Consider the following 23,955-nt stretch of genomic DNA (forward strand, 5'->3'; position numbering starts at 1 on the left):
AAAAAGAGTTTATAATGGGAATACCAAGTTAACCATGGGGAGAACTGATATTGTGCCTATAAAAATACCGCAGGGACTTCCGGCGAGAGAAGTTCTTGAAAAAGAAAACATTTTCGTGATGGATCATGACCGGGCTGTAACCCAGGATATCCGTCCACTTAATATATTAATTTTAAATCTGATGCCTGAAAAACAAAAAGAAGAGACGCAACTGCTCCGACTGCTCGGAAATACGCCTTTGCAGGTTAACGTCACTTTCATGAGAACAGCGACACATGAATCGACGCACACCAGCCACCTTCACCTCGATCAGTTTTATAAGACTTTTGATGAGGTCAAGAACAAAAAATATGATGGTCTGATCATCACAGGTGCACCGGTAGAAAAACTGCCGTTCGAGAAAGTGGATTACTGGGAGGAACTAAAAGAGATTATGGCTTGGTCAAGTCAAGCGGTCACATCCACTCTCAACATTTGCTGGGGAGCTCAGGCGGCGCTGTACTATCATTTCGGAATCAATAAAGTACTTCTGCCGAGGAAACTTTCCGGAATCTATAGCCACAAAGTGCTGGACCCTAATGAAAAATTACTACGCGGTTTTGACGATATTTTTACAGCCCCCCATTCACGCTATACTGACCTTGATCAGGAGGAACTGGCCGGACATCCGGAAGTCAGAACACTCGCGTGGTCAGATGAAGCGGGTGCGTTTATACTCATTGCTGGAAAGGGCAATCAGATCATGATTACCGGTCACTTTGAGTATGATACTGAAACGCTCGCAACGGAATACTCACGTGATCTGAAGAAAAAGATTCATCCAGATCTTCCGGAACATTATTTTCCTGAGGATGATCTGTCTAAAAATCCTGTGAATAGCTGGCGTTCACACGCCCATCTACTTTTTTCCAACTGGTTAAATTACTACGTCTATCAGGAGACGCCTTACAAGTGGGAATAAATCAAAACTAGACATCAATCTAGAAAATACAGGACCGGAAGAATTTCTTCCGGCCCTGTTTCTATTTAATATACATTAATCATCATGCTTTGCTGTTCAGCCATGCATGGTCTTTATCATGGAGGCTCTCTTCGATCGTACCAACGACATCTTCCTCGACAAGTATTTTCGCCTGCTTGATTGCAGCGAACACAGCCTGACTTTTTGCAGCACCGTGAACCTTAATAACCGGTGCTGCAAGTCCGAAGAGCAACGCGCCTCCGTACATTGAGTAATCCATACGTGTTTTGATCGATTTCAATTTGCCATACATCAAACCCGTCAACACTTTTGTATAAAGTGATCCGCCAAGCGTCTCCTTTAGGAGCTGCATCAAAGACATGGCAGTTCCTTCAATGCTTTTGAGAACAAGATTTCCTGAAAATCCATCGGCGATAATCACATCGGCGGGACCCTGAAGCAATTCACGCGACTCTACATTTCCAACAAAATTGAGCGGTGCTTCACGCAACAGCTGGTAAGCTTTCTTCGTCAATTCATTCCCCTTCCCCGGTTCTTCTCCGATATTAAGGAGTCCGATACGAGGATTCTTCCGGTGCATCACTTTTTCTGCATAAATCGAACCCATTAATGCGTACTGGAGCAGATTTTCCGGCTTTGTTTCGGCATTCGCGCCTACATCAAGAAAAAGAAATCCTTTATTTTCATGAATGGTCGGGAGGGTCGGTGCAAGTGCCGGCCGGTCAATACCCTTGATTCTGCCCACACCGAAAAGTCCAGAGGCCATCAGAGCCCCGGTATTCCCGGCTGAAATCGCCGCAACACACCGCTTTTCTCTGACTTCCTGTACCGCCAGCACCATTGAGGCCTGTTTCTTTCGGCGTACAGCCTGCACCGGTGCATCCGTTCCTTCAATTTTTTCCGTTGTGTGAAGAATTTCAATCTGTTTCTGATTGCCAACAAGCGACTCAATTTTGTCACGATCGCCAACTAAAACAAATTGCAGATCAGGAAAAGCCTGTGCCGCGCGGATCGTTCCCTCAACAATAGCTTCCGGTGCATTGTCGCCGCCCATTGCGTCAATCGCAAATTTCATTTGACTTTCTCTCCTTTTATATTAACGAACATAATCTACTTGTTGTCCCATCGAATATCTGAGGCATCCGCCTTCAGTGAGGCCGCGCCTCGATTCATTACTTTAACACTTATTACGTCTTCTGTCCAAATAAGTTTCAAATCTTTTTTAGTTCCGGTTCAGGCAGGCGGTGATGGCTCCTCTCCCGCCTGTCGGCAAAGTAATAGACCGAAAGCGGCCACCACAGTACTGCAAAAATGGGATAAACTGCCCACAGAACCTGTGGGGAATATATGGAGTTGATGGCGGAAAAATACGCAATAACTAATACTGAACCGCTCACTGCGTAGACCATCGTATTTCTTGCCAGCCAGATACTTAAAGGCCACCACAATATGGCAAAAATGGGATTGATCGCCCAGATGATCTGTGGTGATGTGATGAGATTGACTACGGTTAAAAATATACCGATCAAAACTGATCCCGCGATGGCCAATGTCTTTGGTCTGTGCGCTAACAAAAGAGCAAATGGCCACCAAAGCAAAGCAAATGTTGTAAAAATACTCCAGGGAAATCTCGGTTCAAAGAAAACATTCAATCCAATATAATAACTGATCAGACTAAGTCCACCTATAACGGCGAATTTGCGTGTCAGGCTCTTCTTCCCGAAAAACATCATGACCGGGCCTGTCACTAAAGGCGCTATAAGATATATTACCCATAAATAATGCGGCGTTTCTATAATATTCTGAATGAAGAACAGCAGCATCAGCAAAAGGCTCATTATAAGGACATAGAGTTTCTGCACCATGCCTTTTCGGAGAAGCCAGAAAACTGGAGAAAGCAAGATAACCGTGCAATAAACAGACCAGAGCAATGAGGTATCTGTAAACAGATTAACCGCTATTAAAAAGACACCTGTCAGAACACATCCGGAGGCGATAAACCCAATTGTTCCCCTTCTCATGATTTGTCCTCAACTTTTTTCCGGTACCAATTATAAAACATAGACAGCGGCCACCACGCAATGGCAAAAGTCGGATAAATGAACCAGATAACGTGGGGGGTATAATAGAAATTAACAAAGACCGACAATGCAATAACCAGTAAACTGCCCCACATTGAGAAACCAAGATTCAAACGTGCCATTTCCTGCTTCTTCCGGGTGGAATTTTCGGGTAAGTCAAGCTCTTGCTTTATTTCATTTATGTCGCCAAACTCTACTATAACTTTGTTGATGGCATCCTCCTGAGACTTTCCCTCCTCTTCTATCAAGTCAGCTACTTTTTCTTCCAGATCGCGAAGGATTTCTTCCTTGACCCGCTCCGTCTGCTCGCTGTTCGGGATATCTTCAAATGCTTTGTCGATGTACGCGTTTAATCTTTTCACTCGTCGGTTCCCTCCAAAAATGTGTCCACAATTTCTTTAACTTCCCGCCATTCATTAACCATTTCATGCAAATAAGCCCGCCCAAGGGGAGTAATTGTGTAATATTTTCTCTTGCCGCCATGTGTCCGTTCCCCAAAATAGGAATCGATGAGCTGTTTTTTTTCAAGTCTCTGGAATACTGCATATAGTGTAGCTTCTTTAATCTCAAATTTGCCTGCTGTCCATCGGCTGATGGTTTTTGAAAGCTCATATCCATACGAATCACCTTCACGCAGCAGGCGCAGGATAATCGAATCCAGATGGCCTCTTAAAATGTCGCTGCGAATAAAATTACCCCCGATCTTCTAAAGAATGTGTTCCTGAAAATTACTCTATCTGATGAAGTAATAATATCATTTATTACTCTACCTGTCAAAGTAATTTTTTTAAAAGGGCTATGTTAAAATTATCTGTTGTTTTTCGCTCCAATCAATGGAAGGGCAAAAACAACATTGAATTTATACATAGCCTAAAAAAGAGCCTCTTGCCCCTTTTGGTTGAAAAACACTCCGATGATGAATTCTTTCGGACATCGTGTGATCATACGGTCCTGGTTTCTACTTTAATAGTGAAAGAGCCTGTTTCATTTTTTTTAAGATCCTGATGTATAAGTGAGCACGGAATCACGATAGAATCTCAGGCTGAAAAAGAATAGCCGTACAATCATCCCCTCAAAAGTAAATGAGTGAAAGGTCTGTCTCCCAGAGCCCCATTTTTGTCACAGCGATGCGCAGGCATGAGCAATGACGATGAAAAAAATCTACAATGCAGCTCTGGCCTATCTTATTGCAGGTATCTACTACCGTGAAATAACAAAAGCACTCAATTTTACAGGGATCACCCAACTTTCAGTCCTTCATACCCATCTCCTGACCCTTGGCATGCTCTTTTTTCTTATTCTGATTCCGATCGAAAAAACTTTCTCACTGACCCGAAGCCGATGGTTTATAGCATTTTTCTGGACGTATAATATTGGCGTCATCTGGACCATCGCTTTTATGGTCGTCCATGGCACATTAGCCGTTCTGAACCAGAATGTCGGTCCGGCTCTTTCAGGACTTGCCGGAATGGGGCACATCATCCTTACAGCCGGTCTGGTCCTATTCTTTATTGTTCTCAAAGGCCGGATTTTCGAAAACGAAAAACAGAGCTGATTTCACTTGACTGCAGCATAAGTTTTCGACTGTATATGTAAAAGAGCCGGATCGGCAGATTGACTGTTGATCCGGCTCTTTAACTTATCAAAACCTACTTAGATATCATTTATCGTAAACAGGTGTGCAGGACTCCGCATATTTCGGATTCTGTCCCAGTGTCAGTCCAAAGAACAGACTTTTGATCTGCTTGCACACTTCACCTTCATGTCCGGTGCCAATCTCGCGGTGATCCACTTCGACGATCGGTGTTACTTCCATGGCAGTTCCGCTGAAGAAGACTTCATCAGCCACGTACAGTTCTGACCTCGAAATACTTCTTTCTTCAACTTCAAGACCCATTTCTTCTTTGGCGAGCTTCATCACCAGGTCCCGGGTGATGCCTTCAAGTATGTTATCGGAAGGCGGCGGAGTCACCAGTTTGCCCTTCTTGAACATAAATATGTTTTCGCCTGAGCCTTCACAGACATGATCGCCATCCGTAAGGAAGATGGCTTCATCAAATCCGGCGCGTTTTGTCTCCAGTGCAGCAAGAGCCGAGTTCATATAAGCGGCCGTCGCTTTTGTACGTGGAGGAAGCTGGTTGTTCGAAATACGCTTCCAGGAAGTGACACCGACACTCAGTTCCGGTTTTCCGGCATATTTATTGAGCGGCTGGGTATAGATTACAACCTTGGCGTCTTTTCCGTCCAGCGTCGGTCCGATGTCCAGCGCGTCATTATAGACAATCGGCCGGACATATGTAGTCGTGCGGCAATTGTTAGCTTTCAGAAGATCGACCGTCCCCTGAATAAGTTCGTCAACCGTCAGATCAAACTCAAGATTCACTGTTTTAGCCGACTGTTTCAGCCTGTCATAGTGCTCCTTAAGCTTGAATCCGTAAAGCTGCTCATTTTCATCATCCCAATACGCGCGGATGCCCTCGAAAACGCCCAGCCCGTAATTAAACGCTTTACTACGGACACTGATTTTTACATCGTCCTCTTTAACGATCTTTCCCTGATAAAAAACAAATGACTCTGACATGTAAACTCCTCCTTGTTTTTGCTTCAGTCGGCAAATACCTGCGGATGACCGGGCGATCTGCCCATCGTCCCTCTATACGCATGGGTCTCTATGCAAACAGGCTCTGCCTTTTTTTGTATTCCTATCATAACATAAAAAGGCAAGCACATTTTGAAAAAAATCTAAATATTTTTCATAAACTGATTCATTAAGAAATAGTAAGCCGTCCATCAAGGATTGAAGAGCCCGAACCTTTTGTCTGGCACTGCCTTCGCCAGGATAAAATCAAACGGTTTAATACTGACGGTACGGTTGAAAACGCTGAAGACGACATCAGAAAGATCATCCGAATCGGTTTCATCATTGAGATGACCCGCAACAAGTGTCTCTTCCTCGGAAGTAACATTAATGACGAGTACTGTCGGACCGGCCGTCGAACCGTACCGGATAAATCCGAACAGATTTCCTGAAGAAAATGGAAGATAATCACCCGCCTGCAAATTTGCATCTGCTCTCCGTGCCTGAATCGCTTCACGAAAAAAAGATTCTGTTTCTCTATTTTCTCGTCCCCATGGGAAAAAGCGTCGGTTATCCGGATCTTTTCCCCCGGCGACACCTGCTTCATCGCCATAATACACGCAGGGGACACCTGGGAGCGTCATCAGAAGCCAAACGGCGATTCTGAGTTTCCGCAAATCACCGGAGAGCATTGTCAGTATTCTTTCCGTATCATGAGTGCCAATATTATTCATATTGGCAAGAAAAGCGTCCGGCGGGTAATTTGATTTCATGGTCAGGCTCAGACGGACAGCCAGTCTCGCGTCAATTTTTCCATGCAGTAAATCCAGAATCATCGTCCTGAAGGGATAATTCATCACGCCATGAAGCATGCCGCCTTCCAAATAATGACGTCTTTTTCCGTAAGCCATTTTATTTGAAGCGTCTTCCCATACTTCACCAATTAAAACTTTTTTGTCACCGGCGGAACCATGCCGCTCAACCGCAGAACGGATACCCGCAATAAAATCGTCGGGCAGTTCATCGGCAACGTCCAGCCGCCAGCCGCCGATCCCTGTTTCTGTCCAAGTGTCGACAATACTTTCTTCAGACTGATAGATAAATTTTCGATAGCGTTCATTTGTTTTGTTGACTGCGGGAAGATCACTGATATTCCACCAGCAGTCATAGCTGTCCGGAAAATGTCGGAACGAGAACCAGTCATAATACGGAGAGAATTTATCATTGAATGCTCCTCCCTCCCCATAGTGCTTAAATCGGTTAAAATAAATGCTGTCAGCGCCGACATGGTTGAAAACACCATCGAGAAGGATATGGATTCCTAACTTATCCGCTCGGGAAATTAACTTTCGGAAGGTTTTTTCGTCACCGAACATCGGATCAATTGTTCTGAAGTCGGCAGTATTATACTTATGGTTACTGCTTGCTTCGAAAATCGGACTCAGATAAAGAACCGTTATACCAAGGTCATGAAGATAGTGGAGTTTGTTAATGACGCCTTTCAGGTTGCCTCCATAAAAATCCCAGCGGACAATATTTCCTTCATGATCCCTAATATAATAGGGATCATCTTCTTCCGTCGCATAGATAAAAGAGTTCTTTTTCGGCTGTTCAATGATGTGATTACGGTTCCCGTTATTAAAACGGTCCACGAATATATGATAGATGACTCCGTGGCAGTACCAGTCTGGAGCCGGATCACGAAATCCGTAACCCGTTAGCTGATACTGTCGGATTTTTGACGGATCATTGTACAAGAACCCCCTGCCTCCGTAGTCATCCTCAGCTCTGCCATAATAAACTGTATGAGTAACGCCACGATCATCCTTAAATTCAATTCTGAAATGATAAAAGTACAGCCCTGCAGGTTCAGAGGTTGAAAATTTATTCTTATAGATATGTGGATTGTCGCTGCTTCTGAACATTTCCTGTTCTCTTGATGGCTCACCGTCTTTGTGTGCGACAAGCATGACGTGCAAAGTATTTTTATAGTTAACTTCAATTGAGAAATAAACGCTCTGTCCGCACTGGACGGCACCGAAGGGACGTCTGAATTTCTGAGACCACGAATTAAAATAAACCGGTGACGCTTCCATATTCTAAACCTTCTTCCCGGTAAAAAAATGAACATGAATTATTAAGAGACCGCAACAAATCGAGGCACCTGACAGAAAATTTTTTCAGACATCCCATATATCGTTCGCATATTGACGTACCGTATAATCCGATGAAAAAACACCAGCGCCTGCAATATTAATCAGGGCCATTCTTTGCCATTTAATCTGATCGCGGTACAGATGATCAATTTTTTTCTGAGCCTCAACATAGGCCTCAAAGTCTCTCAAAACAAAATATTCATCGCCATATTTCACCAGAGAGTCAAAAATATCCCAACCTTCTGCTTCAGCTCCTTGGATTGTCCCATCTGTCAGCGTATCAAGCACGCGCTTCAGTATGGGATTATTCTCATAATAGCTCACGGCATGGTATGATCCGTCGTGGTAGTATTGATACACTTCTTTTTCCGTCAATCCAAAAATAATAATGTTTTCAGATCCCACGCGCTCGCGGATTTCCACATTGGCTCCGTCGAGAGTGGCAAGCGTTACCGCACCATTCAGCATTAGTTTCATGTTGCTTGTCCCTGATGCCTCTTTGGAAGCCAATGAAATCTGCTCACTGACATCCGCAGCCGGAATAATCCTTTCAGCAAGAGATACACCATAGTTCTCCACAAAAACGATTTTAATTTTGCCCTGGATTTCTTGATCATTGTTGATAAGAGTCGCGACGGAATTGATCAGTTTTATTATTTCTTTCGCATACGTATAACTGGGTGCCGCCTTTGCTCCGAATATAAAAACTCTCGGATAAATATCCGCTGTGGGATCATCCTTTAAATTCAGATAAAGCCTGATAATATTCAGCAGATTCAGCAGCTGCCTTTTATATGCGTGAAGCCTTTTGATCTGTACGTCGAATATTGCGTCCGGATTAATTTCAATGCCCATTGTTTTGAAAACGTAGTCAGCAAAACGTGCTTTATTTTCACGTTTGATCGCACCCAATTTGAGTAGCGTCGTTTCATCGTTGCGGAAAGCTTTCAGCATTTTAAGTTCGGTCGGCGTAGCCTCCCAGTCATTCCCGATTTTGTCGCAGATCATGTTGCTCAGTGGTTCATTGGCGAGCATCAGCCATCTCCTCTGAGTAATTCCATTCGTTTTATTATTGAATCGCGACGGAAAGATAATGAAAAAGTCATGAAGCACCTTTTCTTTCAGGATCGCTGTATGCAACTTGGCAACTCCATTAATGCTATGACTGCCAATGATAGCCAGATGCGCCATTTTGACATGTCCGCCCTCAATGATCCGCGTCCGCTCAACAATCTCTTTTTCAAACAATGTACTCATTTTTAGCACATAGCGTCTGTCAATCTCTTGAATGATTTGATAGATTCGAGGCAAAAGTGTGCTGATCATTTCAATTGGCCATTTCTCAAGAGCTTCAGACATGATCGTGTGATTTGTATAACTCATCACATTAACTGTCACATTCCAGGCATGTTCCCAGTCCATCTTTTCGTCATCAAGAAGAAGGCGCATCAGTTCCGGAACGCAGAGCGCCGGATGTGTATCATTGATATGCATCGCCACTTTTTCCGCCAGGTGAGTCATATCCAGATTCATTTTCCGATAATGGCGCACAATACTTTGCACGCCTGCGGAAACAAAAAAGTATTCTTGTTTCAACCGCAGCAGCCTTCCATCATAATTTGAATCATCGGGATACAGCACCTCGGAAATCGTTTCAATCCGATCCCGCTGCTGAATGTAAGACCAGTAATCACTGCTTTCGTCTTGAGGAGGCATTTCGGCAGACCAGAGCCTCAATGTATTTACCGTTTCGTTTTTGAATCCGATAATAGGGGTGTCATAGGGAACCGCCAGTACCCGCTGATCATGTTCGTAATGGGGGATCAGATAACCGCTCTTTGTCTTTTCCATCCAAACATGGCCATAAAAGCTAACCGTCACAGCCATGTTTAATCTTCTTGTTTCCCATACATTGCCGTTTTGAAGCCAATTTTCAGGTAGCTCAACCTGATAACCATTGACAAACTTTTGTTTAAATAATCCGTACTTGAACCGGATTCCGTTCCCATGCCCGGGAATCTCGCATGTGGCAATCGAATCAATAAAACAAGCGGCTAACCGACCAAGCCCGCCATTGCCGAGGCCAGGGTCTGGCTCAACCTGCTCCAATACCGAGAGATCAATACCTAACTCTTTTAGTCCCGTACGAACCGTATCCAGAATATCCAGATTCAGAAGATTGCTTTTTAGCATTCTTCCGAGTAAAAATTCCATTGAGAAATAGTAGGCCTGCTTTTTCTTTTTATCCAAGTAGTGCTGATTTGTTTTATTCCATTTTTTCGAGCAATAGGATCTCACAAGATTGCCCAGTGCCGCGTATTGTTCTGTTACCGCTGATTGCGCAACATCCATAGAATAAAGCTCTGTCAGCATCCGTTTGAAATCATCCTTGAATTTCCGCTTTGACAGTTCCATGCCCGCACCGTCCTTTATAATAAAATGCCCGGCACAGCCTAGCCAGCCGGGCAGATTGCTGCCTTGATTCATTCGTCATGCAGGAACACATCTGTGAACAAAATTCAGGTTTGCCAAAATTCACAGGATTAAACCATTGAATGGATTGATGGCCGATTGGCTGCCTTATGGAAACAACGTAGGGTGATAATCTGTTTTCTCGTCAATTCGATCAGAAGTATCCTCCACTATGGGCAGTCCCGTATTTTCCTCGAGGATTCGGCTGATCACTGAATTTTTCTCAATAACAATCGGTTTATCTTTCGTTCCGATCAGCTTTGTATTGGCTTCAATCCTGACCTGTTTATCAAGAATGACATAATGCAGTTCGGCCCCGCTGCCAACATAGCTGCCCTGCATCACAAGGGAGCTGTCCACAGTCGCATTTTTTTCCACTGTCACATTCCTGAATATAACGGAATGGTTGACCTCTCCTTTGATCACGCAGCCATTGGCAACCAACGAATCCCTGACATCGGATGTGTCAGAATAATAGGTTGGCGCTTCATTTTTTACCTTCGTATGGATCGGCTGACTGCCTTTCAACAGAGCTGTCATATTCGCCTCCTGCAGCATATCCATATTGGCATCATAGTAATTTTTGACCGAATTGATATTTTTTAAGTATCCCGTATATTCGAAACCATTCGTCGGCAAATTGACGATGGCCTGGTGCAGCACATCGTTTAGATTGCAATGCTCATTTTCTGCGACGACATTGCGGATCATTTTCATCAGCAACGTGCTCTTTAATAAATATATTTCCATGTTAATCAGGGCTTTATCTTCCGAGTGGCGCAGCGTACACGATCTCAGCCCCTGAACCAGTCCGTCTTCACCAATGGTCATACAGGACATTTCTTGATCACTTTCAGTCAGCTGATCCATTGTTTTGTAAACAACCGTAATATCGGCACCCTGCTCGATATGGTTGCGCAGCACAGCCTGAACATCAATGTTGCAGAGCATTTTTGTCCCCATCACCACCGCATATTCAGCACCTGATTTTTCGATAAACTCCATGTTCTTGAAGTAATTATAGATGTCTCCGTCCATCAGTCTTCTCTGCCCGTTTCCAGGATCACTGGTAATTGAAGAGAAAAAGAACAGTCCGCCGTGAATACTATCCATTCCCCATTCCTTGCCGCTACGGACATGATCGTAAATTGAACGGAGACTGTCATTTAGGAACACGCCAATCGTTTCCACGCCCGCGGTGGTCAGATCGGACATAGGAAAATCAATCAGACGGTATCGGCTGCAGAAAGGAAGGCTGGCAATAGGACGCGAAAGGGTCAGTGGATATAAAGCCTGACGGTGCTCCGTCAGATTCAGAATACCGCAGATTTTATTCTTCCTCATCAGTTAGCCCCCCCACTACTTCGTTATAACCCACTACTTCGATCTCTTGATCACCGATAACCTGTGCGTTATCAGCGAATACCGCATGTTCTCCGACAATCGCATGTTCAATGGTCACATTTTTGCCAATGACCGTGTTTGACATAATAATTGAATCTTTGACCTTGCTATTCGCTCCGATTTTTACATTCTGCGAGATAATGGAATGTTCCACTTCACCAGCTACATAACACCCATCAACGACCAGCGATTCTCTCACTTTTGCGGCCCCGGTCAGGTAATGGGGCGGCGCAACCGGATTCTTTGAATAGATTCGCCAGGATCTGTCACGAATGTTCAGCTCGTGGTTCGGATCGATGAATGCCATATTTGCTTCCCAAAGGCTTCGGATTGTTCCTACATCCTTCCAGTACCCGTCAAACGCATAGGCAAACACATTCTCTCCATTTGCAAGAAAAGAGGGGATCACATTTTTGCCGAAGTCATCCATGTTCTGCCCTGTGGCGTGACTCTCAGTCAGGTATCGGCGCAGTACTTCCCAATTGAAAATGTAGATGCCCATGGAAGCGAGGTTGCTTTTCGGCTCTGACGGTTTCTCTTCAAAGTCAATGATTCTGTCCGTGTTATCCGTATTCATGATTCCAAACCGTGATGCTTCCTCGAAAGGTACCCGAATTACAGCCACAGTCGCTGTTGCTTTTTTCCGTTTATGGAAATCCAGCATGTGCTCGTAATCCATTTTGTAAATGTGATCGCCTGACAGTATTAGCAGATAGGTGGGATGATGACTGTCTATATAGCTGATATTCTGGTAAATCGCATGCGCCGTTCCCTCAAACCATTTTTCACCGTCAAGGCTCGAATGTGGCTGAAGAATCGTAACTCCGCCCTCCTTGTTGTCCAGTCCCCAATGCGAGCCGTTTCCTATATGGCTGTTCAGCTCTAAAGGTTGGTATTGGGTAACAACACCAACTGTCTTGATTCCAGAGTTTGAACAGTTACTCAGTGAAAAATCAATAATACGGTATTTCCCACCAAACGGTACTGCAGGTTTGGCAATAGTCCTCGTCAGTTTACCAAGCCTTGATCCCTGTCCGCCCGCCAAAATCATCGCTATAACTTCATCATTCATCGTTTCTGGAAAAAGGTTGAGTGACGGCCTCTTTCCATTCACCTCCTCTGCGCGTTAAAGAACCACAATACATCATATGACAGTGACATTTGATTAATAAATGTATGAAACATTTGAGATTAATTTATTTAGTATAAAAGAAAACATTTATTCATTTTAGAAAACGCTTACACATGTATTTTCAATCTTCTTGAAATTTGACGAGTCGCCCCAAACCCTTTCGCTAAACGAAAACAAAAAACCAAAAATACATTTTGTTTTCACTATTATTATAGTATATTTTTAGCGGTTTCAGGGGAATATTTATAAAATTTTTCTGAATTTTTACATATAAAATATTGGAATTTGAATTCGGCTTTTTTTGATCACCTCAACTGTTCATAGAGTGCTTTATACTCCCTCGCGGAAGTCTCCCACCCAAAGTTCATCTGCAAAGCACGCTCAACAAGGTCGTACCACGTGTCAGGCTTGTGCCTGTAAAATCCCACAGCACGGTTGATGGTGTACAGCATATCATGTGCATTGTAGTTGGTAAAACTGAATCCGTAGCCTTCGTCAGTCAGTTCGTCATAAGGGACGACTGTATCTTTAAGGCCTCCTGTTTCTCTGACAACAGGCAGACTCCCATAGCGCATCGCAAGCAGTTGACCAATTCCGCATGGTTCAAACTTTGACGGCATCAGAAACAGATCGGAAGCGGCGTAGATTTTTCTAGCCAGTCCGTCATCAAAGTAAATGTTTGCGGAAACCGCTCCAGGATATTGGTGAGCCAGTGAATGGAACGCGGATTCATAATTCTGCTCTCCTGTCCCAAGGAGGACAAACTGAACATCCAGGCTCATCATTTCATGAAAAACACGCAGAACAAGATCAATCCCTTTTTGCTCGGTAAGTCTTGTAATCATCGCAATCATTGGTCTGCTGTTATCCACAGGAAGGCTGAGCTGTTCCTGCAGTTTCTTTTTATTGACTGTCTTTCCGACTGAATGCGTGTAAGGGTTAGATAAGAAGCTGTCGGTCTCCGGATCATAACGATCCCGGTCAATTCCGTTGACAATTCCCTGAAGCTTATTGCCGCGCCATCTTAAGAATCCATCTAGCTTTTCTCCGAAATAAGGAGTCTGAATTTCCCGCGCATATGTCCTGCTCACCGTGGTCAGACAGTCCGCATAAGCCAGTCCGGCTTTCATATAACTGACGCATCCGAAAAATTCAAGCCCATTTATGTTATAGAAACTGTCATCGAGATCAAGAAGTTCTTTCAGAACATTTCTCGAGTAAATGCCCTGGTATTTCAGGTTGTGTATGGTATATACAGTCCGGATATTCTGATAAAAAGGATTATCCTTATAGTGCCAGCTTTTCAGTAAAGCACAGATCGGCCCCGTCTGCCAGTCGTGACAATGAATCACATCTGGTTTTTGTGCCAGATAGGGCAGTGCATCAAGTACTGCCCGCGAAAAAAAGGCGAACCTTTCTCCGTCATCATAATAACCGTAACATCCATGACGTTTAAAGTAGTATTCATTATCCAGAAAATAATAGCGGATGCCCTCCGCGTCAATATACTTAATCCCGCAGTATTGTCTCCTCCAACCCACCATTACGTCAAAGTGCGTGAGAAAAGACATCCTTCCCTTTAATTCATCGGACATATCTTCGTATTCAGGCAAAATGACGCTCACCCGGACATTTTCCCTCACAAGTGCCTTAGGAAGTGCGCCGACAACATCTCCAAGACCTCCTGTTTTTATGAATGGTACACACTCAGATGCTGCAAACAGGACTTGCATCTCTCTTTCTCCCTTCAGCTGCCAGCCTGCGTACTCAATCTTTTTCTGCTAAAACCCGGCTGCGTTTTTTTGTCTGTTTCATATAAATTGAGAATCCCAGAGGCGGAACCGTCACTGCCATGCTGAACAGCTGATTATGATATGGATTGGCAGATGCAACAATCGGTTCTGTGTTCAGCTGTCCTGATCCACCGAATTCTTTTTCATCACTATTGAACATTTCCAGATAGTTCCCTTCAGAAGGCACACCAATTTTGAAATTGTGATAGACGTGTGGCGTGAAGTTGCAAATAACGATACAATAATCGCCCTTTCGTTTTCCTTTTCGGATAAAACTGATGATGCTCTGCTCAGAATTATTCGGATCAATCCACTCAAAACCCTCCTGTTCAGGATCAAGCCGCCAGAGGCAGGACATTTCCTTATATAATTTGTTGAGCCGTGTTGAATAAGTATAGAATGCCCGGTGTGTTTTGAAATCAAAAAGGTTCCAGTCAAGCTGCTCCAGATCCTTCCACTCGTCAAACTGAGCAAATTCGCTGCCCATAAACAACAGCTTTTTTCCGGGATGTGTCATAAAATAACCATACAGAACACGGAAATTGGCAAACCTTTGCCATTCATCCCCCGGCATTTTATTTAGCAGCGACCGTTTCCCGTAAACAAGTTCATCATGCGAAAAAGAAAGAATAAAATTTTCCGAATAAGCGTACAGCATTGAAAAAGTGATCAAATTGTGATGGTATTTCCGTTCAATCGGATCAAATTGCATATACTTAAGAATGTCGTGGACCCAACCCATATTCCATTTATAATTAAATCCAAGGCCACCCTGATCCACAGGAGCTGTAACCAGTGGATAATCCGTGGCTTCCTCGGCAATCATCAATGCGGAAGGAAATTTGATAAATACCGAAGCATTCATCTTTTTCAGAAACTCAATAGCTTCGAGATTTTCATCTCCGCCAAATTTATTTTTCACTTCAAAAGGAAGGTCACCATTGTGATTCAGATAAATCATTGAAGAAACGGCGTCAATCCTAAAGCCGTCCACATGATAAATATCCAGCCAAAAACGGGCATTGGAAATCAGGAAACTGACAACTTCATTTTTTGTAAAATCAAAATTATAGGTCCCCCACTGCGGTCTGTCGGCAAGCTTAGGATCGATCGGTTCATAAAGGGGCGTCCCATCAAATTTTCCAAGTCCATGAGTGTCGCGGCAAAAATGGGCCGGTGTCCAATCGAGAATAACACCGATTCCCTGCGAATGGCATGTATCGACAAAATACATAAAATCTTCAGGGTTTCCGAATCTGCTGGTCGGCGCAAAATAGCCCGTTATCTGATAACCCCAGGAACGGTCGTAAGGATGTTCCATAATCGGCATCAGTTCAATATGAGTAAAGTTGTTTTTCGCAACATAATTAACCAGTTCATCTGCGAGTTCCCTGTAGGTAAACAACTCACCATCCTTTTTCTTCTTCCATGATCCGAGATGGCATTCATAGATAGACATCGGCCGGTGATAGGTATCCGTTTTTTCTTTTTGTTTCATCCACTGATGATCCGACCACTGATACCTGTTCAACCGGCTCGTCATTGAAGCGGTGTGGGGACGAACCTCAGCAAAGAAGGCATAGGGGTCGGCTTTCAGTACAATCGATCCGGAGAGCGTCTGTATGGCGTACTTGTAGCGTTCTTTTTCTCCAAGAGCAGACACAAAACCGGTCCACACCCCAGAATTTTTAACCGCAGCCAGCGGATTTTTTGAAGCATCCCACTGATTGAAGTCACCTACTACTGAAACATTCAGTGCATGCGGTGCCCATACGGTAAATCTAAAACCATCGTTTTCTCCGCCAACTTCGTAATGAGCACCGAATACTTTGTAGCCTTCATGCAGTGTCCCTTCATGAAACAAATAGAGATCGGATTCGGTTGGATACTTCTGTGGCATGCTTTCAACGGTCATCATGATTTCACGCCCTTGTTAATTATTAATTACTAAAGTATTTCGCCGAAAAACAGCAAGTTCCTTCATGAAATTTACCCCAATTTTGCCAAAAATAAAAATTATTCTTTTGCACATAAATAAAAAAAGATCCTCACCTGAAGCGTGAGAATCCATAAATGACTTACACCTTATCGACTAATTTTCCAAAGCCTCATCCTTCAGATTTGGCCAATTTTATCTCGTTTTTTCCCAATACGCTGTGGTGAAACCCATAACTGAAATAAAGAACGAGTCCGAGTACGAACCAGATAATAAATCTGACCCAGGTTATTCCGGTCAGGTTAATCATTAGGTACCCGCAGGAAAGAACAGCCAGTACCGAAACAACGGGTAAAAAGGGCACTTTGAACGTCCGTTTCAGATCCGGCTGTGTGATTCTTAGTACAGCAACTCCAATTGCGACAACGATGAAAGCAAAAAGCGTACCGATATTTGTTAATTCCGCCAGTTCGTTAAGAGGAATGACTGCTGAAAACACTGTAGCCATCAACCAAGTCAGTAAAATACAATATGTTGGCGTTTTACTTTTTTTCGTCAGCTTGGAAATCCCCTTTGGCAGCAACCCGTCACGGCTGATTGCGAAAAACAACCGTGTCTGTCCATACATCATGACGAAAAGAACGGTGGTGATGCCAAGTATTGCGCCAAGCGAAACAAATCCCGCAACCCAGTTCTGATGAACAAAACGCAGCGCGAAAGCGACTGGGTCGCCGACATTTAATTTTGTATAAGGAATCATGCCGGTTAACACTGCTGATACAGCTATATATAAAACCATGCAAATGCCTAATGAAGTAAGAATGCCGATCGGCATATCTCTTTGAGGTTTTCTGACTTCCTCAGAAGCAGAGGAGACAGCGTCGAAGCCAATGTAAGCCAAAAAAGCGGTAGCCGCCCCCTGCATCACACCTTTTAGTCCATAGGGCATAAAGGGCGACCAATTTGAAGGCCTGACATAGAATGCACCGACAACAATAAATAAAAGAACAACACCAATTTTGACAATGACCATGACGTCATTAATACGGCTGGATTGCTTAACACCCGTCAAGAGTACTGCCGAAAGAATCAAAACAATGAGGACCGCCATGACGTCAACGTAAGTGCCGTTTGCCGGACTGTACGCACTACTGATCACCTTTGGAAGACTGATTCCAAATCCCCTGATCAGTTCCTGAAAATATGCTGACCAGCCACTTGCCACAACGGAACAGGCCAGTCCGTATTCCAGAATAAGATCCCAGCCAAGAATCCAAGCTAATAATTCTCCAAAAGTGGCATAACTGTACGTATAGGCACTTCCAGAAGCAGGGATCATCGCCGCAAATTCAGCGTAGCAAAGAGCGGCAAAAGCGCAGGCGATTCCTGAAAATATAAAGGAAAATATAATCGCCGGCCCAGCACCCTTCGCAGCAACAATTCCCGTCATGACAAAAATGCCCGTTCCGATTACGGCGCCAACACCCAGCATCGTTAAATCAAAGGCACCTAATGCTTTTTGCAGGCCGTTTGTTCCCCCAGTCTGCCTCATCATAAAATCCATGGATTTCTTTCGAAACAACTTCATTGTAAAACTCTCCTTCTGTGCGTATATCTTTGTCTTTCAACCTGATAGGAGGGACGCTCACCACTATTTTCTATTTTTATAAACAGTGACGAATTTTCTGATATTTGTCTAGCCATTCTATCTGTCTGCCTTCATTCCTATCAAGTTGTAGGTTACATTCTACAAAAAGAGACATATTTTGTAAAGGTGTCTTTACAGCCTCGTCTATTTCGACAGATTCTGCTCATTCGTTCATTCTCCAGTCTCCATTAACAAATCATTCCAAAATAGTTTAGTCAACGAACTCCTGATTTAAACCCACTGGCTTTCAGCCAGTAGATCCGTTAAGGACTCGATGGCACTTTAGTGGCCTTTGGATTTTAGCTTTTCATCTTTTCAGACCGGCTTTAGCCGGAATAGCGACTTTAAGTCGCAATAAGAACCCCTGTACTTTAAGTGCAAGGTGGTTCAGAAATTACCCTATTTAGCAGCAGATCTCAGTCAAATTTTCACAAAAAAATGACTCACATAAGGTGAGCCAACACGAAATTATGGCAGATTAATAGTCAATTTGCGAGTCTAAAAAATCTCATTGATCGCATTAACAGGCTTATTCCAACGCATCTGAATCAGATCGGATTTGACAAGTTTCATGCCGTACGCGTCAATCCGTTTCATAAATTGTTCCGGAATTCCTCCATAGAACGAATCGCTCAGTGAGAATGGCACTGGGGCATCACATTTTATTTTTGCCAGCTTTTGCGACAGACGAAGCATCTCGAGATCTGAAGCAATTTTCTTTTTTTGTCCGTTTGGCAACAGATCCAGATGCTCCAGAATGGAGTCAATTGAGCCAAACTCTTTGACCAGTTTGAACGCTGTTTTCTCGCCAATTCCATGAACCCCGGGATAACCGTCACTTGAGTCTCCCATCAATGCTTTGACATCAATAAATTGCCCGGGTGTTACACCAAATTTTTCCGAAAAAGATTCCACCGTGAAACTACGGTAGTTGCCATACCCCTTCTGAAGCAGACTGACTCCGATGTGATAGTCGAGCAGCTGCAAAAGATCGCGGTCACCAGTGATTATTGAAACATCTGCGTCGTCCTGCATGTTTTTGGCAACAGTCCCGATGCAATCATCTGCCTCAAACCCGGCCATGCCGACGTTTCGTATTTTAAAAGCCGTTGTCATTTCTTTCGCAAGATCGAACTGCGGTATCATTTCAACCGGAGGGGCGGCGCGGTTAGCCTTATAACCGTCAAACATCTGATGTCTAAAGGTCTTTTTCCCCATGTCCCAGCAGACAGCGATATGCGTCGGGTTTCTGCTTTGAATGGCGAGCAGCAGATGTCTGAGAAAGCCCTGGACCCCATTAGTCGGTAGCCCTTGATTATTGATCATGAACTGGCCGGTGGGTGCTGTGGCGTAAAATGCCCTGAACAACAGCGCCATTCCGTCCACAAGAAGCAGTTTTGGTCTGTCAGTCAAACGATCTCCTCATTTCTTACTCCGCATTTATTCATTAATTATAACATGTTCTTTTCGGAGGTGAGGAATCTGAGGAGCCGGGCAGTGGTGGCTGTTATCTGACGTGAACAGTCACACTTCCGACGCCCTGATCAAAAGTTGCCACATAATCACCCTTCTGCAGTCTTTTGGGGAGACAAAATGTTCCTGTTGATACTGTCGTCCCCTTTTTTACCGTGGTGCCTTCTTCCCCGAGTTTTTTTACGAGCCATTTCAGGGCATGGAGTGGATTGCCGAGAACCTCCGAAGACAACCCCTCCATTAATTTTTTGCCGTTAAAAGTCACTGAAGTTTTTACAGCAGCCAGTTTCTCAAGGGTAAGCTTAGGCGCTGTCGGTCCTACGACCACACGTCCGCAGACAGCACTGTCGGAGATCACAAGGTTCAGTGGCAATTTGGGAAACCAGTCTTTAAATCGTGAATCCGGAATTTCAATTCCCGGAGCGATCGTCGTTTTTTTCAGCAAGGTCTCTTCATCATCCTCCGGAGAGAGGTCCTCCGCTGCAATAAATTCAAGTTCAAGTTCAATTAAGGGCTCATTCAGATCTTCAAGCTTTACTTCCGCCTCATTCTTCAAAACAGAAGGAGCGACAATTTCACCATAAAGAGGTGAATCGGAATCAAAAAGATCCTGTGTCTCCTTGCTGGTCAAGCTTATTTTATAACCCTTGACTGCGTCGCCCTTCTTGTCATTAAACGCGTGCTGAACATCATAAGCCACTTTCTTTGTCGATACCTCTTCTTCGTAATCCTGCCAATTTAGCGGACTATTCTGTAAATAAGCGTTGTAAAGCTTTTCGGATAGTTCTTCAGTCTCTGACATAACTTCATTCTCCTCTGTTTTTGTACTTTTTCTTTTTTTCTGTGACTTCTATTATAGTTTCGGCTTCGAGAGTGTCAACCCATCGACGGCCGTCTCCATTTTCATTTTTTGAGGTTTTCAATTTTTCTTAAAAGCGATATGCTAGATTTACCTGCTCAAAGTTCTGAAATGTTTTTCAGATTAGCGACAAATTTATTTCATGGGGTGTCTGAGATTGTACAAAAGAAATATTGTTTTATTCATCATTTTCCTGATTATCGCTGCAATTTCTCTTTACTTCGCCAACAAGGCGCTGGTCAATCTGGATCATTCAGGACAAAAAAATATTATCCAGAAAATAAGGCATCAGGATCGTACAGATTCAGGAAAATCTTCAAGTATCATCGAGTTGCAATTACCACCAGCTGAAACTATTTAATACTGGAAAGCGGGATGATCGATGAACGGGGACTAAAAGTTGTTAAGATAATAGTAAGATTTTTTGTAGGCAATCAAACAAATTGGGTGATTTAAATGTCAGAGAAGATCATGTTTCACATTCAGAATCTGAAGTACAAAGATGTATTACGAATTAAAGAATTAGACATCCCTGAAGGCGGACTGACTTGCATTATCGGCGAAAGCGGAAGCGGAAAGACAACACTTCTGAAAATGCTGAACCATCTAATCAGTCCTGATTCAGGAGATATCGAAGTTATGGGGCGATCAGTTTTTAAATGGAATCCGGTTCAGTTAAGGCGAAAAATCGCTATGCTGTCGCAGTCACCGGTCATGTTTCAAGGGACGGTCAGAGACAATCTTCTCATTGGCCTACATTTTGCGGAGAAGCCTGCTGCCCCTGAGGATAAACTGGCTGAAATGCTGAAGTGGCTGAACCTGCATATTTCTCTCGATGCCGACAGTGAATCACTTTCAGGCGGTGAAAAACAGCGGGTTGCTCTTGCCAGAGTACTGCTTACTGATCCCGCTGTTCTTCTTCTCGATGAGCCTTCCTCGGCTTTGGATGAAGAAACAGCAAGGGCCATATTAGGCAAACTAAAAGACTACGGAGATAGCCAGAAGAAAACGATTATCATGGTGACGCATTCTTCGGATCTTGTTCGAAATTTTTCTGAAAACACGATAAAAATAGAGCGCGGACAATTTGCCGAGGAGGCTGAAAAAGATGCACAGCAATGATCTGACACTCTGGCAGCTTGCCTCAGCTTACGTCTTTATTCTGATCTTGCTATTTATTGTGAAAGTAAAAGGTATTCACCGCGAAAAGGAAATTCTGATTTCATCCATTCGGATGACCATCCAGCTTATTATTGTCGGGTATATCCTTGCCTATGTTTTTGCGAATGCGCACCCACTATTCACAATTCTGATACTTATTTTCATGCTGAGCTTCGCTATTTATAACATCTATCAGCGTGCGAAGCTCCCTCTCAGCCCAGCACTTAAGAAAAAAATTGCGCTTTCTATGGCGGTCGGAGTCACGGCAACACTAGTTTATTTTGTTCTTGTGACACTCAGTGTGTCTCCATGGTACAACCCCAGATATGTTATTCCCATCGCCGGAATGATTATCGGAAATACTATGACAGGTGTATCACTTGGTGTCAATACGCTTCTGGAAGGCATGCAATCAAAAAGAAGCCTTGTGGAGACTGCTTTAATGCTGGGTGCGGCGCCCGGAGAAGCATCACGTCCAATCATCAATCAGGCGTTTGACAGTGCAATGCTACCGACCATCAATTCTATGGTCGGCATGGGGATTGTGTTCCTTCCAGGTATGATGACCGGACAGATCATCGGAGGCGCATCGCCGCTGATGGCCATTCGCTATCAAATCGCTGTCATGCTCGGCATTGTCGGAGGGGCGTCACTCACCGTCCTCCTGTTCGTTCAAATTGGCTATAAAGCCTTTTTCAACGATAGATACCAGCTCAAGCAAATATCGACCGACAAGAATAAAGCATGAAGTTCCTGTAAAGAAAATTTGGCGAAGCTATGCCCCTTCGCTCAGGGTAATCTTTTGTTGCGAAGGCCAGATGGTCTAGTATCGAACACCCTACAGGATATGCCACTCTGTTCGGCCCTTACACTGATATTCCTTGAAATCTCATACTGAATCACAAAAAAAGAGCCTTCAGGCTCTTTTTTCGCTCTTACACTTGTTTCGCAAAGTTCAGTCGTTTATTTAAGAGATAAAATATTGGTGCGCCTATCGCCATGACGGCGAATTCTCCGGCGGCCACATACAGCCAGGCCAAGAGGAACGGTGTATTTCCTAATACACCGATTATGGCCAATTCCCACGCGATGATGCACATCGTGAGAGAAAATGAAAGAATATTGATCACCATTCTGAGTTTAATATTTTTTACAAATCTCGAACACACAATAGTTGTCAGCAGCGCAACGACTGACTGACCAGTCCCGAAAAGTAAATCAATCGGACCATTTGGCGAAAAAAGATTAGCTATAATAACACCGCCAAGGATACCAATAAAAAATTTTTTGTTGAAAACAATCAGATGATTCAGCATTTCCGAAATACGGAATTGTGCCAGTCCATATGCGATGGGTGAGGAAACAATGACCAATACCGTATATAATGCCGCTACCACGGCATTGATAGCAAAGAATTTGAGTTTCAAAATAGGAAAGCTCCCCCTTAGTTTTTTGATAGACGTGGGATGGTTTCGAACCACGTGAGCTCAATGCTCAAACCACTACAGTTTATTACAGTTTTAAAAAAAGTCAATATAAAAAGTCCGTATCTGAAGAGGATACGGGCTGATTCAATAAGTGTCATCTTAATTTTCGCGGTTGTTTGCCATGGTAATCATCAGAATGAAACGTACCAGTTCAAGAGCAGATACCAAAGCGGCTGCTACGTAAGTCATGGCCGCTGCGGACAAAACTTTTCTCGCGTCCTTCTGTTCATCGGATTGAACAATTCCCAGTGTAACAATCTGTTTGAGTGCCCGCCCGGAAGCATCAAATTCGACCGGAAGCGTGACAAGCTGGAACAATACAGCCGCGGCGAAAAAGATTACACCAAGCGTTGCCAGCTGCATCGCACCGAAAATAAAACCAGCGATGATCAGAAAATAGGACAAATTGGAACCCAGATTGGCTATCGGGACCAAAGCGCTTCGGATCCTCATAAAAGTATAATCCTTGGCGTCCTGAATCGCGTGGCCGACTTCGTGGGCGGCGACTGCCGTCCCCGCAATTGAAGCACCATGATAAATATCTGTTGACAGATTCACTGATTTATCACGGGGATCGTAATGGTCGGTCAGGGACCCGGGAACTTCACGGACTGAAACATCGTACAGACCGTTATCATCAAGAATTTTTCTCGCTGTCTGCGCACCTGTCATACCGGTTGAATTCCCGACTTCCGCATATTTAGAATACGTTGACTTTACCCGCATCTGCGCCCACAGAGGGATCAACAACAAAACCGCCATATAGACCAAGTATTGTATCATGCACATTCCT

At 43.9% G+C, this 23,955-nt stretch carries 21 protein-coding genes and 1 riboswitch; of the genes, 5 read left to right on the forward strand and 16 right to left on the reverse strand.

Annotated elements, in window-relative coordinates; translation table 11 throughout:
* Window positions 1-52 precede the first annotated feature (52 nt).
* A complete protein-coding gene (gene metA, locus E4665_RS09105) occupies window positions 53-961 on the forward strand; it encodes a homoserine O-acetyltransferase MetA (RefSeq protein ID WP_135348486.1) in 909 nt (302 codons plus the stop codon).
* 82 nt (window positions 962-1,043) lie between these two features.
* Here metA and plsX read toward each other — a convergent pair whose 3' ends face one another.
* The 4 genes from plsX to E4665_RS09125 form a co-directional block, all read right to left on the reverse strand.
* Window positions 1,044-2,057 carry a phosphate acyltransferase PlsX gene (gene plsX / locus E4665_RS09110; RefSeq protein WP_135348487.1) on the reverse strand — a complete coding sequence of 338 codons (1,014 nt, stop codon included), beginning with the start codon at window positions 2,055-2,057 and terminating at the stop codon, window positions 1,044-1,046.
* A gap of 136 nt (window positions 2,058-2,193) precedes the next feature.
* Window positions 2,194-3,003, reverse strand: a complete 810-nt coding sequence (locus tag E4665_RS09115; protein WP_135348488.1) for a hypothetical protein — start codon at window positions 3,001-3,003, stop codon at window positions 2,194-2,196.
* Window positions 3,000-3,425: a permease prefix domain 1-containing protein gene (locus E4665_RS09120; RefSeq protein ID WP_135348489.1), complete on the reverse strand. Its 426-nt coding sequence runs from the start codon at window positions 3,423-3,425 to the stop codon at window positions 3,000-3,002. The genes E4665_RS09115 and E4665_RS09120 overlap by 4 nt, the downstream gene beginning before the upstream one ends.
* The gene (locus E4665_RS09125) at window positions 3,422-3,751 is read right to left on the reverse strand and encodes a PadR family transcriptional regulator (RefSeq protein WP_135348582.1); all 330 of its coding nucleotides are present in this window, start codon (window positions 3,749-3,751) and stop codon (window positions 3,422-3,424) included. The genes E4665_RS09120 and E4665_RS09125 overlap by 4 nt, the downstream gene beginning before the upstream one ends.
* Window positions 3,752-4,213: 462 nt before the next feature.
* Here E4665_RS09125 and E4665_RS09130 point away from each other — a divergent pair, with 462 nt between their 5' ends.
* Entirely contained in the window at window positions 4,214-4,618 is a 405-nt protein-coding gene (locus E4665_RS09130; protein ID WP_135348490.1) for a DUF2871 domain-containing protein, read from the forward strand.
* A 105-nt stretch (window positions 4,619-4,723) separates the two neighbouring features.
* Here E4665_RS09130 and E4665_RS09135 read toward each other — a convergent pair whose 3' ends face one another.
* The 10 genes from E4665_RS09135 to E4665_RS09180 all read right to left on the reverse strand — a co-directional run bounded on the left by E4665_RS09135 (window position 4,724) and on the right by E4665_RS09180 (window position 20,457).
* Window positions 4,724-5,644, reverse strand: a complete 921-nt coding sequence (locus E4665_RS09135; RefSeq protein WP_135348491.1) for a branched-chain amino acid transaminase — start codon at window positions 5,642-5,644, stop codon at window positions 4,724-4,726.
* Window positions 5,645-5,853: 209 nt separating this feature from the next.
* Entirely contained in the window at window positions 5,854-7,737 is a 1,884-nt protein-coding gene (locus E4665_RS09140; protein WP_135348492.1) for a glycoside hydrolase family 13 protein, read from the reverse strand.
* An 84-nt stretch (window positions 7,738-7,821) separates the two neighbouring features.
* Window positions 7,822-10,212 carry a glycogen/starch/alpha-glucan phosphorylase gene (locus tag E4665_RS09145; RefSeq protein WP_135348493.1) on the reverse strand — a complete coding sequence of 797 codons (2,391 nt, stop codon included), beginning with the start codon at window positions 10,210-10,212 and terminating at the stop codon, window positions 7,822-7,824.
* Window positions 10,213-10,377: 165 nt separating this feature from the next.
* Window positions 10,378-11,613, reverse strand: coding sequence for a glucose-1-phosphate adenylyltransferase subunit GlgD (glgD, locus tag E4665_RS09150; RefSeq protein WP_135348494.1), 1,236 nt, complete (start codon window positions 11,611-11,613; stop codon window positions 10,378-10,380).
* Entirely contained in the window at window positions 11,600-12,745 is a 1,146-nt protein-coding gene (locus E4665_RS09155; protein WP_135348583.1) for a glucose-1-phosphate adenylyltransferase, read from the reverse strand. Before E4665_RS09155 ends, glgD begins: the two co-directional genes overlap by 14 nt.
* Before the next feature lie 365 nt (window positions 12,746-13,110).
* Window positions 13,111-14,538: a glycogen synthase GlgA gene (gene glgA / locus E4665_RS09160; protein ID WP_135348495.1), complete on the reverse strand. Its 1,428-nt coding sequence runs from the start codon at window positions 14,536-14,538 to the stop codon at window positions 13,111-13,113.
* A gap of 34 nt (window positions 14,539-14,572) precedes the next feature.
* A complete protein-coding gene (glgB, locus tag E4665_RS09165) occupies window positions 14,573-16,516 on the reverse strand; it encodes a 1,4-alpha-glucan branching protein GlgB (RefSeq protein WP_135348496.1) in 1,944 nt (647 codons plus the stop codon).
* A 190-nt stretch (window positions 16,517-16,706) separates the two neighbouring features.
* Window positions 16,707-18,122, reverse strand: a complete 1,416-nt coding sequence (locus E4665_RS09170; protein ID WP_135348497.1) for a branched-chain amino acid transporter BcaP — start codon at window positions 18,120-18,122, stop codon at window positions 16,707-16,709.
* 558 nt (window positions 18,123-18,680) lie between these two features.
* A complete protein-coding gene (locus E4665_RS09175; protein WP_135348498.1) occupies window positions 18,681-19,595 on the reverse strand; it encodes a 5'-3' exonuclease in 915 nt (304 codons plus the stop codon).
* Between the two features lie 94 nt (window positions 19,596-19,689).
* A complete protein-coding gene (locus tag E4665_RS09180) occupies window positions 19,690-20,457 on the reverse strand; it encodes a 2-keto-4-pentenoate hydratase (RefSeq protein WP_135348499.1) in 768 nt (255 codons plus the stop codon).
* Between the two features lie 214 nt (window positions 20,458-20,671).
* Here E4665_RS09180 and E4665_RS09185 point away from each other — a divergent pair, with 214 nt between their 5' ends.
* From E4665_RS09185 to E4665_RS09195, 3 genes are all read left to right on the forward strand, one after another.
* The gene (locus E4665_RS09185) at window positions 20,672-20,875 is read left to right on the forward strand and encodes a hypothetical protein (RefSeq protein ID WP_135348500.1); all 204 of its coding nucleotides are present in this window, start codon (window positions 20,672-20,674) and stop codon (window positions 20,873-20,875) included.
* Between the two features lie 95 nt (window positions 20,876-20,970).
* Window positions 20,971-21,636, forward strand: coding sequence for an ABC transporter ATP-binding protein (locus tag E4665_RS09190; RefSeq protein WP_241654778.1), 666 nt, complete (start codon window positions 20,971-20,973; stop codon window positions 21,634-21,636).
* Window positions 21,623-22,423 carry an ABC transporter permease gene (locus tag E4665_RS09195; protein WP_135348501.1) on the forward strand — a complete coding sequence of 267 codons (801 nt, stop codon included), beginning with the start codon at window positions 21,623-21,625 and terminating at the stop codon, window positions 22,421-22,423. The genes E4665_RS09190 and E4665_RS09195 overlap by 14 nt, the downstream gene beginning before the upstream one ends.
* Window positions 22,424-22,610: 187 nt before the next feature.
* On the opposite strand, the gene E4665_RS09200 is transcribed toward E4665_RS09195, so the two are convergent.
* Complete coding sequence (locus E4665_RS09200) at window positions 22,611-23,102, reverse strand: QueT transporter family protein (RefSeq protein ID WP_135348502.1); 492 nt, start codon at window positions 23,100-23,102, stop codon at window positions 22,611-22,613.
* 11 nt (window positions 23,103-23,113) lie between these two features.
* A riboswitch (PreQ1 riboswitch) is annotated at window positions 23,114-23,162 on the reverse strand.
* A 99-nt stretch (window positions 23,163-23,261) separates the two neighbouring features.
* Complete coding sequence (locus E4665_RS09205; protein WP_135348503.1) at window positions 23,262-23,945, reverse strand: zinc metallopeptidase; 684 nt, start codon at window positions 23,943-23,945, stop codon at window positions 23,262-23,264.
* Window positions 23,946-23,955: the final 10 nt, after the last annotated feature.

The sequence above is a fragment of the Sporolactobacillus shoreae genome (genome assembly GCF_004684935.1).
GTDB classification, from domain to species: Bacteria; Bacillota; Bacilli; order Bacillales; family Sporolactobacillaceae; genus Sporolactobacillus; species Sporolactobacillus shoreae.